Source organism: Pseudoalteromonas sp. 11L1, assembly GCF_055397545.1.
Genome location: NZ_AP041142.1, coordinates 602,487 through 620,181, shown reverse-complemented (window position 1 = coordinate 620,181; position 17,695 = coordinate 602,487). Strand labels below are relative to the sequence as shown.

General features: G+C 40.3%; 14 protein-coding genes. 9 read left to right on the top strand and 5 right to left on the bottom strand.

Annotated features, from left to right (window positions below; all coding sequences use genetic code 11):
* Window positions 1–44: 44 nt before the first annotated feature.
* The gene (locus ACZ5WS_RS18430) at window positions 45–1,355 is read left to right on the top strand and encodes a DASH family cryptochrome (protein ID WP_464711769.1); all 1,311 of its coding nucleotides are present in this window, start codon (window positions 45–47) and stop codon (window positions 1,353–1,355) included.
* Between the two features lie 40 nt (window positions 1,356–1,395).
* On the opposite strand, the gene ACZ5WS_RS18425 is transcribed toward ACZ5WS_RS18430, so the two are convergent.
* The 3 genes from ACZ5WS_RS18425 to ACZ5WS_RS18415 form a co-directional block, all read right to left on the bottom strand.
* Complete coding sequence (locus tag ACZ5WS_RS18425) at window positions 1,396–1,854, bottom strand: TlpA family protein disulfide reductase (protein WP_464711767.1); 459 nt, start codon at window positions 1,852–1,854, stop codon at window positions 1,396–1,398.
* Window positions 1,855–1,915: 61 nt separating this feature from the next.
* The gene (locus ACZ5WS_RS18420) at window positions 1,916–3,871 is read right to left on the bottom strand and encodes a hypothetical protein (RefSeq protein ID WP_464711765.1); all 1,956 of its coding nucleotides are present in this window, start codon (window positions 3,869–3,871) and stop codon (window positions 1,916–1,918) included.
* Window positions 3,872–3,991: 120 nt separating this feature from the next.
* Window positions 3,992–4,870 (bottom strand): LysR family transcriptional regulator, encoded by an 879-nt coding sequence (locus ACZ5WS_RS18415; protein ID WP_464711763.1) that lies wholly within the window; start codon window positions 4,868–4,870, stop codon window positions 3,992–3,994.
* Window positions 4,871–4,966: 96 nt separating this feature from the next.
* On the opposite strand from ACZ5WS_RS18415, the gene ACZ5WS_RS18410 reads away from it, so the two are divergent.
* The 4 genes from ACZ5WS_RS18410 to ACZ5WS_RS18395 are packed head-to-tail and all read left to right on the top strand — an operon-like array spanning window position 4,967 to window position 10,766.
* Window positions 4,967–6,535, top strand: coding sequence for an NADH-quinone oxidoreductase subunit L (locus ACZ5WS_RS18410; protein ID WP_409425625.1), 1,569 nt, complete (start codon window positions 4,967–4,969; stop codon window positions 6,533–6,535).
* Complete coding sequence (locus tag ACZ5WS_RS18405; protein ID WP_464711762.1) at window positions 6,532–8,958, top strand: YbcC family protein; 2,427 nt, start codon at window positions 6,532–6,534, stop codon at window positions 8,956–8,958. Before ACZ5WS_RS18410 ends, ACZ5WS_RS18405 begins: the two co-directional genes overlap by 4 nt.
* A gap of 3 nt (window positions 8,959–8,961) precedes the next feature.
* Window positions 8,962–9,759, top strand: a complete 798-nt coding sequence (locus ACZ5WS_RS18400) for a DUF6671 family protein (RefSeq protein WP_464711761.1) — start codon at window positions 8,962–8,964, stop codon at window positions 9,757–9,759.
* An 8-nt stretch (window positions 9,760–9,767) separates the two neighbouring features.
* Window positions 9,768–10,766, top strand: a complete 999-nt coding sequence (locus tag ACZ5WS_RS18395; RefSeq protein ID WP_464711759.1) for an L-threonylcarbamoyladenylate synthase — start codon at window positions 9,768–9,770, stop codon at window positions 10,764–10,766.
* Here the strand turns inward: ACZ5WS_RS18395 and ACZ5WS_RS18390 are convergent.
* Window positions 10,759–13,014, bottom strand: a complete 2,256-nt coding sequence (locus ACZ5WS_RS18390; RefSeq protein ID WP_464711757.1) for a bifunctional diguanylate cyclase/phosphodiesterase — start codon at window positions 13,012–13,014, stop codon at window positions 10,759–10,761. The two genes, ACZ5WS_RS18395 and ACZ5WS_RS18390, sit on opposite strands and share 8 nt — an antisense overlap.
* A gap of 423 nt (window positions 13,015–13,437) precedes the next feature.
* Here ACZ5WS_RS18390 and ACZ5WS_RS18385 point away from each other — a divergent pair, with 423 nt between their 5' ends.
* Entirely contained in the window at window positions 13,438–13,923 is a 486-nt protein-coding gene (locus tag ACZ5WS_RS18385; RefSeq protein WP_198522863.1) for a hypothetical protein, read from the top strand.
* 36 nt (window positions 13,924–13,959) lie between these two features.
* Here ACZ5WS_RS18385 and ACZ5WS_RS18380 read toward each other — a convergent pair whose 3' ends face one another.
* A complete protein-coding gene (locus tag ACZ5WS_RS18380; protein WP_138605770.1) occupies window positions 13,960–15,165 on the bottom strand; it encodes an anhydro-N-acetylmuramic acid kinase in 1,206 nt (401 codons plus the stop codon).
* Between the two features lie 151 nt (window positions 15,166–15,316).
* Between ACZ5WS_RS18380 and ACZ5WS_RS18375 the strand changes: the two genes are divergently transcribed.
* The 3 genes from ACZ5WS_RS18375 to ACZ5WS_RS18365 all read left to right on the top strand — a co-directional run bounded on the left by ACZ5WS_RS18375 (window position 15,317) and on the right by ACZ5WS_RS18365 (window position 17,688).
* Window positions 15,317–15,826, top strand: a complete 510-nt coding sequence (locus ACZ5WS_RS18375) for a GNAT family N-acetyltransferase (RefSeq protein ID WP_290170794.1) — start codon at window positions 15,317–15,319, stop codon at window positions 15,824–15,826.
* A gap of 167 nt (window positions 15,827–15,993) precedes the next feature.
* The gene (locus ACZ5WS_RS18370) at window positions 15,994–17,022 is read left to right on the top strand and encodes an NADP-dependent oxidoreductase (RefSeq protein WP_464711756.1); all 1,029 of its coding nucleotides are present in this window, start codon (window positions 15,994–15,996) and stop codon (window positions 17,020–17,022) included.
* 48 nt (window positions 17,023–17,070) lie between these two features.
* Window positions 17,071–17,688 (top strand): glutathione S-transferase family protein, encoded by a 618-nt coding sequence (locus ACZ5WS_RS18365; RefSeq protein ID WP_178956975.1) that lies wholly within the window; start codon window positions 17,071–17,073, stop codon window positions 17,686–17,688.
* Window positions 17,689–17,695: the final 7 nt, after the last annotated feature.

Here is a 17,695-nt window from a genome sequence, read left to right as displayed (position 1 = left end):
TTTTGCTTCGTAAAATAAATGATTTCAAAAACCAGAGCATAAGTATGAAAAAACGTATTCTGTATTGGCTGCAAAATGACTTGCGCATTGACGACAACCCCATACTCAATGATTTATCACAACAACAATGTGAGTTGGACCTGGTCTTTGTGATTAACCCGGCTTGGTTTAAAAGCAATAACTACCAACAAAAACCCTATGGTGTCCACAAACAACGCTTTTTAATGCAAAGCCTATATGAGCTACAGGAGTCTGTTTTAGAGCTTGGCCAAACTTTACATATTTTAGAAGGCGATCCGGTAAAGGTATTAACACAGCGTATTAATGAGCTTAGCATTGACGAAGTTGTATATAGCCAGCAAATAGGTGTATATGAACAGCGCCAAATTAGTGCTCTTAAGTCAAAATGCACGACTGTGGTATTTAAATCTGTGATGCAAGATACTTTATATCAACAACAGCAACTGCCCTTTGAACTAGCTAATTTACCAACCGGCTTTACACCTTTTAGAAAAAAGATCGAAGCGGCAGAAATTAGTTTAGCCACACATACATTTTCAGCGGCAAGATTACCTCCACCTATTATACTTTGCGCAAAACAACCGATAGAAAAGCCAGCAACAGGGAATACACAATTACTTGGTGGGCATCAGGCTGCGCTCGAGCACTGCCAGGAGTACTTTTCATCGGCTTTACCGAGTAGCTATAAAATCACTCGCAATGAGCTAGATGGCTTTGATAACTCAACAAAATTTAGTAGTTGGCTGGCTTTTGGCTGTATTAGTGCCAAGCAAATTTTTTGTGCAGTAGATGCTTATGAAACGCAGTATGGAGCAAACGAGTCAACTTACTGGATCAAGTTTGAATTGCTCTGGCGTGAGTATTTCAAGTGGCATGCGATTAATGTTAAGCATCAGTTATTTACCTTTAAAGGTAAGAAACAAAGCTCGCCACTTACCACGTTTAGCCCGAATCGTTTTGCTAAATGGTGCCAAGGCAGTACACCTTACCCGTTAGTTAATGCCATTATGAAAGAGCTAAACGCAACGGGCTTTATTAGCAATCGCTCAAGACAAATCGTTGCTAGCTGTTTAGTAAACGAACTACAACTAGACTGGCGTTATGGTGCGGCTTACTTTGAGCAACAGTTAATCGATTACGATATGGCGTCAAATTGGGGGAATTGGCAATATATTGCTGGAGTTGGTGTCGATCCGCGCGGCGGACGTCACTTTAATTTGCAAAAACAAACTCAGCAATACGATCCGCACGGTGAGTACATTGCCAAGTGGCAAGGAAATGAGCATTGCGATGCACAATTAGATGACTTAGACGCCGCTGATTGGCCAGTGTAAAAATAAAACCTCGAACATGATATTGGCTAGCTGACTCTCGTTATAAGCCTAAGGTTAAATCTTGGGCGAGAGTGTCGCTGGGTTTTTCTACTACGCGGTTAACTTCAACCCCGTTATGCTTAACAATAAAAGTGGGGGTATATTGTAAGTCATGCGCCAGGGCAATACCTGCCTCATCACGTTTGTCATAACCGACTGTAACAAAGGTTATTTTCGAAAGTTTAACCTTAGACTCATCGAGTAACTTTATTAATCGGGGGACTTCACGGGCACTGTCATGACACCACGTACCTAAAAGCACTAGCACCTCTTTACCTGCTAATTTTTGCATCAATACAACGTCTTGCGGTGTGGGCGAAAATGTTTGGTATTGCTTAGCAAATTTATCGTGCTCGCTTAATAAACGCTTAGCAGTCATAGCGTCCGAGTGTGGTTTGAGCGTTGCATTCACTGCCAGTGGTAAACTCAACATTAAAAGTAAAATTAATTGTTTAAACATATCTTATACTTAAATAGTGTTTTAGTTACTATACCCACAATCGAGCTTAAGTAAATAAAAGTTACTTGCTTTTATCCATAAAATCATCCACTTGTGATAAAACGGCTAAGTACTCACGTTTGGCTTCTTTGTTTTGTTCTAATTTATCTAAGTCACCGATTAACGTTACTAATTGCGTATGTGAATAACTCGACGTTGTTTTAAACTCGTTCGACGCCCCCACACCACTGAGTCGTTTTCTTTCATCCATACTATGACTATCTTCATTTTTCTCGAGCCAAATATCATTAATAAGACGAATATTACTCTCACTGGTGGTGGTTTCTTTCAATTCTTTTTTTAGCTCGTATTGAGATATTTCGGGATTAAACTGATACACTTTTTTATCTACATCCACCTCATGAGCCTGATCAAGGGCAACCAATTCGTTATTTTTTACAGCGGTACCAATAGTGTAATTTTCTTGTTTGTCATAATAATCAGGAGGGATGTCAGAGCGGTTACCTTCTTCATAATTAAAACGCGTGCTCGCCGTTTTATCTTGAGTAACCCCAGTTAACCCTGCTGATTTTTGGTGTTCTGTATTTTGACTCAGCTTTGTGGTGCTTGTTGCTATGTAATCCCCCTGATCCATTGCAAAAGAGAATTTTGCATCAAAATCAGCTAACTTAGAAATACCATCGCCTAAGGAATTTTTATTACTACTTCCTAGTCCTTGGTAGCGTGGATCTTTGGTGATCATGTTGTCAACTAAATTAGCGACAAGCTCGCGTCCATTAGTAAACTGCTTTGTAGCAACCGACTCAATTTCACTATAGCGCTCAGCAGCTGATGACATACTACTAAACGCACTTTTAAATACAGCCAACCCTTGTTTCATTACTTCATCACTTTTTTGGCCAAACGCCGAACGTGTACTTTTCTCAGAGCTATTGAGCTGGCTATCTTCTAAGCTTTTATCGAGCGCTTTTATGTATTGTTGCATTTGGCTTTTGTCTTGAGCGCCAATGGTTGACATATCAAGCGAAAAATCAATATTGTTTTGTCCGTTTACCGATTCAAACTCCAGTATTTGCTGCTCAGAATCCTCATCAAGGGTATAACTTAAATTAAGCTCATTATCTATTCCAAGGAGCGCTCCATCAGCATCGCCAGTATTTCCCTCTGACGTTGAAAAGTACAACTCAAAACCCGAAAGTTCTTTGTTATCAAAATTGCTTAGAAAGCTTAAATCTAAATCAGCTTGGTTTGCGGGTACGTAACGACTGTAAGCGCTTTGTTTAGCCTTAAAAAATTCATCCGCCATTTCACCAACACCAGAAAGTACTTGCGTTAATGCTTGGTGTTCAGTCTCAGATAAGTCGCCATCTACTTCATAACTTATGCTAAATTCGTCAGTGGTTTCGCCTGTTTCCTCATCATAACCTTGCGCAGAATGAAAGGCGATATTGATAACATCACCTTCTTTGGTTTTTACCGAAAGCTCAAACCCATAGTTATCATCGTCTTCAAATCGCTCGCGATTAAAGCTTTCCATGAAAGGATTAAGTGAGCGTTCAACACGCTGTTGGCTAGATGCTAAAAATGTTTTTTGATTAAATCCCAGTTGCCCCAAGTTTGATAAAATATCGCTAGTGTTGGCATAAGCACCTTGGATATTTTTTACCGAAGAATTTAAGCGCTCAATTAACTGATCGCTACGTTCGTTTTTTAATAAGCCCTCTTGCTGAGAGCTTATTACCGTACGTAGTGCAACCTCTTCACTAGAGAGCTTATAATTTGAGCCACTGGGTGCGCTGGAAATCGTGAGTAACGAGGATAATTGCTGATTAAGTATTTCATCGACTTGTTGGTCACTAAACTGACTAAGCATTTCATCAGTGATTGTTGCCGAACTTGGCGCTAAGTGAGCACGCGATTGCAAACCTGTGGGCATACTGGTTTGGTTTGAATTATTGACCGATTGGGCAAGCAACGCATTTAAGTTAGCATAATTGCCTTGTAGTTTATTAACCATGATTATCCTTAATCTGCAGTACAATATAAATACGGTATCGGCCAACGAATTAAAAGCTTTAATTATTTTTTTATTATTTAAAAATAAAGTATTTACGCAAAAAACATACTTTAAAAGTAATTAGCAGGTTTTGGCAAGCAGCGACTTTAATATGTCTGGTACAAACTTGCGCTGCGCGGTAATGGCATAGAAGTGCTCAAACGCATCGGGTAAACGCTGATATTCAACTAGTAGGCCTTGTTCTATTTCATCCTTTACTACAACTGATGGCAATACCGATAGTGCACCACTATCGCGGGCAAGTAATCGCAGCATAGCCATATCATCAGCCTCTGCTTTTATTTTTGGCTGATACTGCCAACGAGCACACAAAGCATTAAATGAGTCTCTAATAGCAGAAGTTTTAGCGGGTAACACCCACTGTGCATCCGTGTAACCTGTTGGAAATTGGCCACGTGTTTTTTTATCAGCTGGGCCAACTATAGCTAATGGCTGACGAGATACCAACTGACTTTGCCAAAGTTGATCGTAGTGCTCAAGCCCGATGGGTTTATTAGTTAAAACTAAATCCAATTCATGCTCTGCTAAGCCATTTAACAGACCATCCATACGCCCTGCAGTCAGCGAAAAGCGAACTTCGTTATTGCTCATTAAGGGATTAATAAACTCTTCGATAAAGTTACGAGAGAGCGTATTGAGCACTCCGATTGATAAATGCTGGGTTTGCGAAATCACCCCTTTATGAATAAAAGAAGACAGTTCCTCCCCTTTGGTGAATATATCGTTGGCGTACATTTGCACCCGTTTTCCCATATCGGTTAATGCGAGTGTGCGGCCTTTACGTTCAAATAACTCAATATTAATAGTGTGCTCTAATTGTTTTATTTGCGTAGAGAGCGCTGACTGTGACAAATGCAGCTCTTTCGCGGCTTGGGTTAAGTTACCAATGCGAGCAACAGACCAAAAATAATATAAGTGATGATAATTTAAACGGCTCATTATTGTTCTCTTTTATAGAACGTTTACATGCATTATATCTATTTTTATTTAGTTATCTAGTTTGCCATACTTTGCTCACTAAATAAGGAGCACTGAATGAGTGAGTATATTATTTCGTTGTTACTGCTAATAATGCCTTTAAGCACATTTATAGCAGCCTGGTTAATTGGCCAACAATCGCGCGCTTCAAATGGTCATGTGCTGTTTAAAGTAATGGTGTTTAATAGCCTTGCATTTATAACAGCTATTACGCTTCATCAAATTTATGCTTTTAATTTACTCAGTTTCTTATCGCTGACCATGACCCGAATTATTATGCTGGGGCTTATATTATTTATCACGCTAATATTAATTCGCTTTTGTAAGCACTATATGCAAGGTGAGCCACGTGTAAACTACTTTTGGCGATGGCTACTACTTACCATCACTGCCGTATTAGTTGTGGTTATGAGTAACCACTTAGCGCTATTTTGGCTAGGCTGGGTGGCGATAAGTTTAGCACTACATAAACTTTTAATGTTTTACCCTGAGCGCCCACGAGCGGTGCTTGCCGCCCATAAAAAATTTATTGTGGCACGTGTTGCCGAATCCTTATTACTAATTGCATTTGGTATTTTGTGGTTCACTCACAATAGCCTGTACATAAGTGATATAACCGCCTTTTATAACACCACCACACTACCACTGTCTTTTGCAGAGCAAGTCGCCGCTTTTTTAATTGCCTTTGCGGCTTTAATAAAATGCGCTCAACTCCCAATACACGGCTGGCTAATTAAAGTGGTTGAAGTACCGACACCGGTGAGCGCGTTATTACATGCGGGAGTCATTAATTTAGGAGGCTTTTTATTAATTTTATTTGCGCCTTTGTTTATTCAAGCTAGCGCAGCACAATGGTTAATTTTAATTGTTGCTGGCTTAACTACGGTGATCAGCGCATTAATAATGACCACCCGAATAAGCGTTAAAGTTCGGCTTGCTTGGTCTACCAGTGCGCAAATGGGCTTAATGCTGGTAGAGTGTGCGCTGGGGTTATTTGAACTGGCTTTACTTCACCTTGTTACCCACTCAACTTATAAAGCTTTCGCATTTTTAAACTCAGGTAATGGCGTAAATGAAGATCTTATCCGCCGCCATATGCCAAAACAATCACCCGTATGCTTTGACTGGTTAGCCGGTGCGCTTATTTCAATAATAATCGTTGGCGCAGCATGGTTTATCAGCTCTTATCAGGGAGCGGTAAGTATTTGGTTGCTTTTAGCATCAGCGTTAACCATTTTGCTTGCAAATCAGCATGGTACAGCTACGGCTAAAACACGCAGTAAAAAACTGTTAATTGCACTATTAGTGGTCTTTAGCTATGTAGCGGCTAAAAATATCTTTGCGTTTGCACTTCCCCTTGAGCAGTGGCGTGAACCTGCATTTAGCCTGGCCGACAGTTGGGTAATAGCCCTTATTTTAACCTTAATGATAGCAAGCTACTGTTTGCGCTATCAATCTTGGCGCCCTCAGGTTAAATCGTTATCTACTTTATTATTTGCAGGCTTGTATTTAGATGAGTGGTTTACACGATTAACACTAAAAATATGGCCGATAAATTTGCCTAATAATGGCCACACTGATTTAAAAAATCATGCCGCTGGGATCACTATTGAGGAATCAAAATGAGCACTCTAACGCCTTCAGATAATAGAGCACTCTCGCTAAGCGACAGTCAAAATAGCCTACTTAATAAAGTATGCGGTTACATAGCACCAAACTGGCCGTTAGATCAGATGATTGCAGTTAACCCATTTTGGGAAATGCGCCATATGCCAATTGAAGATGTAAGCGCACGACTGGATACCTTATGTAATACCAACATGCTAATGCCTAGTGATTTTTATCTGCAAAAATATAACACCGGCATAATTACCGACAAATACTTAGCCGATGCCGCAACGCTACTTAATAGTGACTTTAATAAAGAGCAACTATTACAGGCGCTTAAGATTGATGTGCCATTAGTAGACTGGCACAACATTGCTGATTTACTCGACCAGCAACGTAATAAGCATAAAATGGCTTGGCATGATGAAATTACTCATCAGTTAAGTCAGTTTTGTGCTGCGCATTATCAACAACTCGGTCCCATGCTGCATCGTAATGATACTCAAGCCCCATCTGAATTATATCGCCATTGGCTAACTGTTATTCAAGCGGATAAAGGCATTAGCATTGTTATGGATGAACGGCATTTAAATGGCTATTTTAAGCGATTACCTACATCCGCAGATGAACTGATTGCACTGACCCTTAAAACGCTTAATATAAACAATGATTCGTTAGAGTTATACGCTCACTCATTGCTTTTAGATATTAACGGTTGGGCATCTTGGCTTGCGTATTTGCGCTTTCAAGGTCAGCTTTACGACACGCCAACAGATGAGATGAAGCAACTTCTGGCCATGCGCATGGCATGGGACTTAGTGATTTGGCAGTACCTAGCCAATCACGATAGTGCTACATTTAAACAACTACAAAGTCAGTGGCAACAAGAAAAAGCGCTTGTCGTTGAGCGCTTACATGCACATAAACTAGCACAAAAACCATTATGGGTGTGGGCAAAAGCGCTAGAACTAAGTTTTCAATATCCACTTAATGATGCGCTGCAAACCGCGACTAAAGCCCCCGTGAAAAACGCTCAATTACAAGCGGTGTTTTGTATTGATGTTCGCTCGGAAGTGATTCGCCGTGCGCTAGAGTCTCAAAGTCAACATATTGAAACTTTTGGCTTTGCTGGTTTTTTTGGTTTACCTCTGGAATATCAAGAAAATGGCAGTGCTATTACTCGCCCACAGCTCCCTGGGCTACTTAAACCGGCTATACATGCCACGCAAACTCACAAAGACGCGACACTTGAAGCATCACGCCAAAATAGTGCCACATGGCAAAGCTGGTCAAAATCGGCCCCTTCATCGTTTTCTATGGTTGAGTCATCAGGTTGGCTATACGCATTTAAACTAATAAAAAATACCTTTTTATCTAAAGGCGATGCTAAAAAGTGCACCCCAACTGACTGGCAATTAACACAAAACCAGCAGCAACTGACCCTAAAAGACAAAACCGATTTAGCCCAAAAAGTGCTTACTACTTTAGGTATAAAAGCGTTGGCACCACAGGTGATGTTAGTGGGTCATGCTAGCCATACAACCAATAACTTACACAGTGCTGGCCTAGATTGCGGCGCCTGTGGCGGGCAAAGTGGTGAAGTGAATGTGCGAGTGCTCGCAAGCCTACTTAACGATATTCAAGTACGTCAAGCGCTTAAAACTCGGGGACTCACACTGTCAGAAAACACCCAGTTTATTGCAGCCATTCATAATACAACCACAGATGTGATCACCACCTATGATGCTCAACTGGATGATAATCTAAAAAAATGGCTCAGTGTGGCAACACAAACAGCTCAGCGCGAACGCTTAGTTAATATAGAGCCAAAGCTGATTGATAAATCAGCGGATGAAATTAATCACGCTTATCATCAACGCGCCCGCGATTGGTCGCAGGTGCGGCCTGAATGGGGACTTGCAAATAATGCCGCCTTTATTGTCGCGCCGCGCTCATGGACGCGAAGTATTAACTTACAGGGGCGCTGTTTTTTACACGATTATGATTGGGAAAGCGATAACGACTTTGCAATATTAGAGCTTATTATGACTGCGCCTATGATAGTCACCCATTGGATCAATAGCCAATATAATGCCTCGGTTAACGACAATCACAAATACGGCAGTGGTAATAAAATACTTCATAATGCGGTGGGCGGTAACATAGGCTTATTTGAAGGTAATGGCGGCGACCTGCGCATAGGCTTGGCCATACAATCGCTACACAATGGCGATAAATGGATGCACGAACCTATTCGCCTCAATGTATATATTGCTGCGCCACAATCAGCAATCGCAGCAATTTATAACAAGCATACGATGGTGAAGGAACTAATTGATAACCATTGGCTAACACTCATTCGTTGGGGCGATGACAACACCTTAGAGCGCTTTGAAAACGGGTACTTCACTACAGTTGCCCCCTCCACAGAGCGAGCATGATCAATGTTAAACGCCGTCATTGCCACTAAACATAAAAAGGCACCTTTGATCGCTCCCGCATTGAAGCCACTTGGCTATAATGTGGTAACAACCAGTCTATTTGATACCGATACGCTTGGGATGTTTACTAATGAAGTGCAGCGTGATTGCAGTGCCCAAACAGCAGCACTAATAAAAGCTCAACAAGCGTGTGAACTCACTGGCGAGCAATGTGGGCTTGGTAGTGAAGGCAGCTTTGGAGGTGGCCCATACCCTGGGTTAATGAACTGGGATGAAGAAGTAATTTGTTTTTACGATAAACACACAGACATCGCTATTTATGGACATGCAGGCGGGCCATTTTCACCCAGCAGCTTAACCATTAACAGCGAGACTAATGTTGAATCAATCACGGTCGCATGCCAGCGCTTTAAAGAGCAGCACTGGATACTTGATGACACTCAAAAACTTTTTAAAGGGCTAAGCTTTGAAGGCTTGGTTGCTTTATTTAAAGAAAAAGTGCCCAAAGCCGGCATAATCACGCCTGATTTAAGAGCTATGTATAGTGGGCAACGCCAAGCTATTATTCGCCTCGCTGCCGAGGACTTAGCAAGGCGGTTGGCATCAAAATGTCCACAATGCCAGTGTGCTAACTTTGTTGCCAAACAACTCACTAAAGGCTTACCCTGTGAACTGTGTAACATGCCCACACAACAAGTAAAATCAACAACCTCTTTGTGTGATAGCTGCGGCTATAACCATATTGAAGCGAATGAAAAACACGTTGCCGATGCAACATATTGCCAGTTTTGTAATCCTTAAGAGTTATTATGACATCAATACAACCGACTCAATTATTAAATACTGAAGAGCGTATTAACCAAGCCGTAGCACTATTAAAAGCCGGCGAATGCGTTGCCTTACCCACAGAAACCGTTTATGGCTTAGCCGCAGATGCGACTAATAGTGATGCTGTAGCGAAAATATTTACCGCGAAAGGACGTCCAACAAATCACCCGCTCATTGTGCATATTCCCAATCAGTCGCATGTGCACCGCTGGGCAAAAAATGTAAATAAGGCGGCCATAACGCTTGCTGATGCATTTTGGCCCGGCCCACTCACCCTAATTTTAAATGCTAAAGATGATTTAAACAGTCCGGTAACAGGCGGCTTGCCCACAATTGGACTTCGCGTGCCTGCGCATCCTGAGTTTTTAGCGGTACTAAAACAATTAAATACTGGTCTTGCAGCTCCCTCGGCTAATCGATACAAGCAGTTGAGCCCAATCAACGCAGCTCATGTTATGCGCGATTTGAATGGTCGTATTAGTGCGGTATTACAAGGAGGTGAATGTAATGTAGGTATTGAATCGACCATTGTCGATGCCAGCTCAGAGCAGTTACGCATATTACGCCCAGGACCAATTTCAGCATCTGATATTTTGCAAAAAACTGGACTGCATGTCAGCACGCCACATTCACATAACGAAGTGGTACCGGGTAATGTAAAAGCGCATTATCAGCCTCATGCACCAGCCATGTTGGCTAATACTGAAGATTTCGCTAAAATTTTGAGTGAAAACTCTCAGAGTAAAAGTCACTATTTAATCTATTCTACTCAATTGCAACAGCAATTATTAGCGGGCGACATTCCATCAGAGCGTATTACTAAGCTCAGTAGTTGCCCTATTGAATACGCTAAAAATATGTATAAAGCACTGCATCTTATTGATGAGACGACCCCATTAACTATTTATATCGAAAAGCCGCCAATAAGCAGTGAGTGGGCTGCAGTGAATGATCGCCTTAGTCGCGCGGCTACTAGTTAGCTTGCAGGTATTCAATTACAGAGGTCGCGTTCACAGGTTTGTAAAAGTAATACCCCTGAAAACGTTTACAGCCAATATCCACTAACATATCAAATTGTGCCTGCTCTTCCACGCCTTCAGCGATAACACTTATGTTATGGCTGAAGGCAATGGCAATAATACTTTGCACCATGCTGATAGACTTAGGATCTATTAAAATATCATCTACAAAGCTTTTATCTATTTTAAGTTCATCTATGGGCAGGCGTCTTAATAAACTTAGTGATGAATAGCCTGTACCAAAATCATCCATCGAGAAACGTATTCCACGCGATTTTAAGCTCAGTATAGTTTCAATCACATGCTCAAGGTTATCCATAAACAGTGACTCTGTAATTTCTAAAATGATACTGTTCGGAGCAACATTGTGCGCCTCTATACTTTGCAATAATTTAGGAATAAAAGCACTGCTTTGAAATTGCATCACAGAAATGTTAATTGCTAGTTCAAGAGGCGTATCGCTATGTTGTTGCATCGTTGCAAATTCACTAATAGAGCGCGCTAAAACAAAGTCACCGATTTTAAAAACTAAATCACTTTGCTCCGCAATAGCAATAAACTCAGCAGGTGAAACCATACCCAACTCGCTATCATGCCAACGAATTAGTGCTTCCATAGCATGAATTTTACCCTGTTCATTTACTTGGCACTGATAGGCCATAGAGAATGATTGCTCACTTAGCGCTACATTTAACCGCTCTTCTACTTTTAAACGGCGTAAATAAGCTTGTTTTATACCTGCATGGTAATGGCACAGCCACTGTCCTGTATCTTTTGCCCATTGATTAGCCAAATGTGCGCTGCGCACTAGTTTACTTTTGGTTATGCCATGCTCTGGGTAGTTGGCCACACCAACACTCATATTTAAAGGACGTTCGATATTTTTGGTTTCATATTGTTCAATAGAGGATGCTAATATTTGTTCAAAAGTGTGCCTATTTTGCTCATCCGATAAATGCGGCGTAATAATGCAAAACTCATTACCACTGTTTCTAAAAACCAAATATGGAGCTGCGAATGTCGCTTGCAACATTGCGGCATAGGCTTTAATTGCCTTATCGCCATACTCCATACCAAAGCGATTATTCATCGAGCGTAAATTGGTAATGTTTATAATTGCCAAGCTAAACGATGTCCCTTTTTTTGCTTCAAAGCTATCACGCAGTGCTTTTCGATTAGGTAACTTAGTTAAATCATCATTACGAGAAAGGTAAAACAGTTCATCAATCCGTTTTTGCTCAGCACGAGCAATAAACCTAAAACCAAAATATAAGAGCGTACAAATCAGTAAATAAATGAAAGAATACCAACAGACCTTCCAATAAAATACACTTTTTATTGGCTGCATCGCTCTGTTTGAAAGTGTCCATAACTGATAGCGATTATCAAATTTTGCAGATGTGATATAAGGTTTGCCTTGAATATCAATAATAAGGCTAAATACTTCTTCAGAAGATTTAAGTGCTTGCTTTGTTTTACCCAGCTGTTTTACTAACTCAGCATCTTGAAGGCCAAAAAATTGCTTAGCTTGTGTACGTGTATAACTAGCAATATCAGCGCTTTTGTTTGAGCTATATTGAATGTAGCCATCTAACTCTCTAATAATTAATAAATAATCATCTTGAGTGCTGCTTAAAATATTTAAATATTTGTCACCATTTGAAATAGCCATTCCAGACGTCATCACTGCAATAACTTCTGCGTTTTCGTTTCTTAGCGACTTTCGGATCGGAATTATCCACTCTTGAAGTGTTTCATTATAGTACGTTTTGCCTAATATCATTTTATTAGACTTTAAAGTACGAGCAAAGTTGTCACGTGTTCTTTCATTTTCTTTAAGGTTAACTATGGTAGAAGCATCTAAGTTTGAACTGAAATAGAGTATTTGACCATGCGTATTAAATAATCCAAAACCAGTTGAAACGAGGTTTTCTAACAAAATATTATTAAGGTTCTTTATGAGAGATGTATTTGTAGATGAGCTATTATTAGTAACAATATCTCTGCCAATTAGATCCAGCATAAGCTCTTTATTTCTGAGGGTGCTTTTAAGTGCTTGCGCAGAAAACTCCACACGATTTTGGGAGCTTGTGCGGTATTCTTTTTCGATATTTCGCCATTCATAAGCCAACAAAACGCTTAATAGGACTAGACCGCCTAATAGCAAAAAACAAAAGAGTTTCCATAAATTATTTTTTATTAGTGCCATCTAATTTCTCACAACCCTTTTGGTAGTGTGTTATGTATTTGGGCCCTTAACTGCACTTTATGGCTAGCTTGGTTTTTTTTCAAGCTATTTTGTTGCAAAATTGAAACAAACACAAAAAAGCACCCATTATTTAACAATAAAAAACTGGCGCAATTAACAAAAAATTCAGTAAGAGTATTGTTTTTTATCGCTGAGGTAAGACGTTAATCCATTCTTAAATTGTATATACGTTTATCGCAGTGGTTATTGAGCGGCTATTATAATTTATTCCGTAAATATAATACTGATTTAAAACAATACCTTTAGTTCAAAATTACAATTAAAACTAGCATTTGTATTAAGCGCTTTAGCTTAGTCATAATTATGCAACAATCATCAGCGATAATAGCTGCATTATTAGTCAATATAGTTTTATAAGCCCCCATGAGTGAATCCATGGTGCAATTAACCTTTGCACTACCGTCATTTGAAGATCCTATCTCTGCGGCACTGAGCCACAGCATGGAATTTGAAACGCTGTCACAGCAGGCCAATAGCCAGCATCAAATTGCTTTGCAATGCGTTTTGCCTGAGGCTGCCCATGAAGGTGATATTATTTCACTTAGCGCAACGTTGCCAAACGCACGTGAAGCTCAGTACTACACAGAAAAAAAGCTCAGCCAACTTGATTTAGAGCAAGGACGAGTCACGCTTAGGTTAAGTCAAATAGCGCACCGTCGTGGTTTTGTAATGCAAATGATTTTGCATGGTAAACACGGTACGTTAAAAAATAGCTTGCAATTTGATATGCACATTAACCAATTTGGTAATGGATATACTGTACCAATAAATACGATTACGCCGCCAAAGCCTCATCGCGTTCGTCAGTACCTTGCCAGTGTGGGAACAGCTTTAATCTCACTTTTTTAGCTCTTGTTATAAACTTTTCCATTAAGCTTTAATTAGTTAATCAGCAAAGCTCACTTTACCCATAGTAATATCTAAAATTCCACCCCTTTTATTTTTTGCACTTTGTCGCTGCCCTGCTAAACATTCGTTTGCCAAAATAGCAAACAGCACCGCCTCTTTGGCATCGGGGTGAACACCTAAATCATCAGTATTCTTAAACGCCTTAATATTTGGGCAGTGTATTAGTAATTGCTCCATCAATAATGGATTATGAATTCCTCCACCACTGGCATATACCACACAGTTTTGAACCCCTTCAGCACAGTCATTTAACGCCCTAGCAATCGTAGTCGCAGAAAGCGCATTTAATGTCGCCAACACATCTTCATGGCTTAAATCTTGGGTTGCGGTTTGGGCTTGGGCTGCGCGTAATAAGGCTAAATTAAACACCTCAGGCCCTGTTGTTTTTGGCAGTGGTAATTTAAAAAACGCATTATCGCTGAGCGCTTTTAGCAGTTTTGCATTCACCTTGCCTGCTTTGGCAAGCTTTGCGCCCTCATCATAATGCAGCCCTTTAAAATAAGACTGTACGTAGGCATCCATAATGGTGTTACCTGGGCCTATGTCGCTACTAAACACGCTACTAGTATCACCGTTTTTAGGTAAAAACGTTAAGTTTGCAATGCCACCCATGTTTAATAAAATGCGGTTTTCATCAGGGCTGGCAAAAAATAAATAATCGCCATATACCGCTAAAGGTGCGCCTTCGCCCCCTGCGGCTATGTGCTTTTGCCTAAAATCGCCAACAGTGGTAATGCTTGTAGTAACTGCTATTTGGTCACTATCACCTATTTGCAAGGTGCCATGTTTAAAGTCATGATGGTTATGCTGCGACTGCGGACAGTGATAAATAGTTTGCCCGTGGCTTGCTATGGCATCAATACTCGCAGGGTCAATACCCCATGCAATTAAACACTGATTAACCATAGCACCATGGAGTTTTCCCACCCAAGGGTGTAACAAAGTCAGCACTTCTAAATCGCATTCGCGCTTGGCAAATACCTGCTTTATTTTAGTTTTATACTCGTCGCTGTATTCAACCGTAGTAAAATTTTTAACCTCTATTTGTGTATGTAAACCCGCACCGGTTATTTTACATAGCGCCACATCTAAACCATCTAAAGAGGTGCCACTCATTAAACCAATAATTAAACGACTGGGCTTTTTAGCGCTATTATAAAGGGCTTCGATATGAGGATGCATAGAGACTCTGTCTGGGTGTTTTTTACATTTTAAAAGAGTTTTAAGCAAAGTTATACCTGTATACACTTTAATTTTAATGAATTGTTTTTCATTGTTTAAGCGTTTAAAGCTTGCTAAGTTATTGGCTGATAATAACAAACTCATTTGTAGCATGATCACTTTACGAGCATTTAAACAACACGATACCTGCCAAATAGTCACCATTTTGAACGATCAACAAGTAGCTCGCTATTTGTCCTCTAAAATTCCATTTCCTTATACCCAAGCAGATGCAAACTGGTGGGTAAATGAGGGAGCAAAATTTGGCATCATTAAAGCCATTGAAGTTGATGGCCTGTGTGTTGGTTGTATTGGTGTTATTCCTGGTGAATTTGAGTATAGCCACAGTGGCGAAATAGGTTATTGGCTTAGTCAGCAATATTGGGGGCAAGGAATTATCACCCAAGCCATTAAGCTTATTTGCAAAGAAGCATTTGACAGTAGTGAGTTAAATAGAATCTTTGCTACGGTATTTTCAGGTAATATTGGCTCCATAAAAGCACTCACCAAAGCAGAGTTTTCATTAGAAGCGCAACTCAAGCAAGCTATCTATAAAAACAACCAATTTTACGACGCTATTATTTTAAGCTTACTTAAAAACCATCAACCTAATCTAAATTAGAATAAATACTCTATGCAGGGTTGAATTAACACTCTCTCGCCCAAAGCTCGTGTATCAAGGTACAAATTTTGTCCGCCTATCCGCGCATTATTGTTGAGCAATGTATCGTTTTAAAGCTTAAACATTCGGTATATAGGTGGTTTTTTCACTCTATTTTGGAGATTTTTATGTCCACAACCAGTCGTCAATTTACTTTAGCATCACGTCCATATGGTGCTCCTACTAATGAAAATTTTGAACTTAAAAACGTAGAGTTACCATCATTAAAAGATGGTGAAGTATTGCTGCGTACTATTTATTTATCACTGGACCCCTACATGCGTGGTCGCATGAGCGATGCTAAATCGTATGCCGACCCTGTAGAAATTGGCGATGTAATGGTTGGTGCAACGGTTTGCCAAGTCGAATCATCTAAAAATGATAAGTTTAGCGAAGGCGAATGGGTATTAGCATATACAGGCTGGCAAACTTACGCTATCTCAAATGGCGAGGGCTTAATGTCATTAGGTAAAGAGCCAACTAATCCGTCTTACGCACTTGGTATTATGGGTATGCCTGGCTTTACCGCCTACATGGGCTTACTAGATATTGGCGCACCTAAAGCGGGTGAAACCGTTGTTGTTGCAGCAGCTACAGGCCCAGTAGGCGCAACGGTTGGTCAAATAGCTAAAATTAAAGGCTGTAAAGTAGTAGGCGTTGCCGGAGGCAGCGAAAAATGTGCTCATGCTGTTGAAACTCTTGGTTTTGACGCGTGTATAGATCATAAAGCCGAAGATTTTGCCGAGCAGTTAGAAAAAGCATGTGAGCAAGGCATTGATGTTTATTATGAAAATGTGGGCGGAAAAGTGTTTGATGCCGTATTACCTTTGCTTAATACCTCAGCACGCGTGCCTATCTGTGGTTTGGTATCGCAATATAATGCCACCAGCTTGCCTGAAGGTCCTGATAGATTAGGTATGCTAATGGGACAATTGTTAACTAAGCGTATTAAAATGCAGGGCTTTATCATTTTTGATGACTATGGCGATCGTTATGACGAATTTGCACAAGACATGCAAAAGTGGCTGCAAGACGGAAAAGTTCAGTACCGCGAACATCTTGTAGATGGTTTCGAAAAAACCATCAGCGCATTTAACGACATGATCAGCGGGAAGAACTTTGGTAAAACCGTAGTAAAGATTAACAGCCCACTATAATAACATTCAGGCTGTGTTGTAATTCAACACAGCTCAATAAGGAAGAAAATGATTAAACTACACCACTTAAACAAGTCTCGTTCTAAACGTATTATTTGGTTATTAGAAGAGCTTGAGGTTGATTACGAAATTGTTGCTTATCAGCGCAATACTGAAACTTTTTTAGCCCCTGATGAGCTTAAAAGTGTGCATCCGCTGGGTAAATCGCCAGTTATAGAAGATGATGGCTTAGTGATCGCCGAGTCTGGTGCTATCACGGATTACCTGATCACTAAATATGGCAAAGGTAAGTTTGCACCAGTCACAGGTACTGCAGAATTTGTAGACTACCAACAATGGCTTCACTTTGCAGAAAGCTCTGCAATTTTACCATTATTGCTAAAAATGTTTGTCCAGAAAGATGGTGCTAAAACGCAATTTTTAGAGGGCTATGCCGATACTGAAACCGCTAAAGTAATTAGCTACTTTAACAGTCGCCTTGAAGGCAAACGTTATTTAGTGGGCGATACTCTCACTGGTGCCGATTTTATGATGTCGTTTATTGTTGAAATCGTTAAAAACGCTGGCCAACTAGGGCACTTTAAAAACCTAGTTAAATACGATGAGCAATTACAATCTCACGAAAAGTTTCATACTGCCAACGAGCTTGAAGCTAAATACGATTAATTTTATG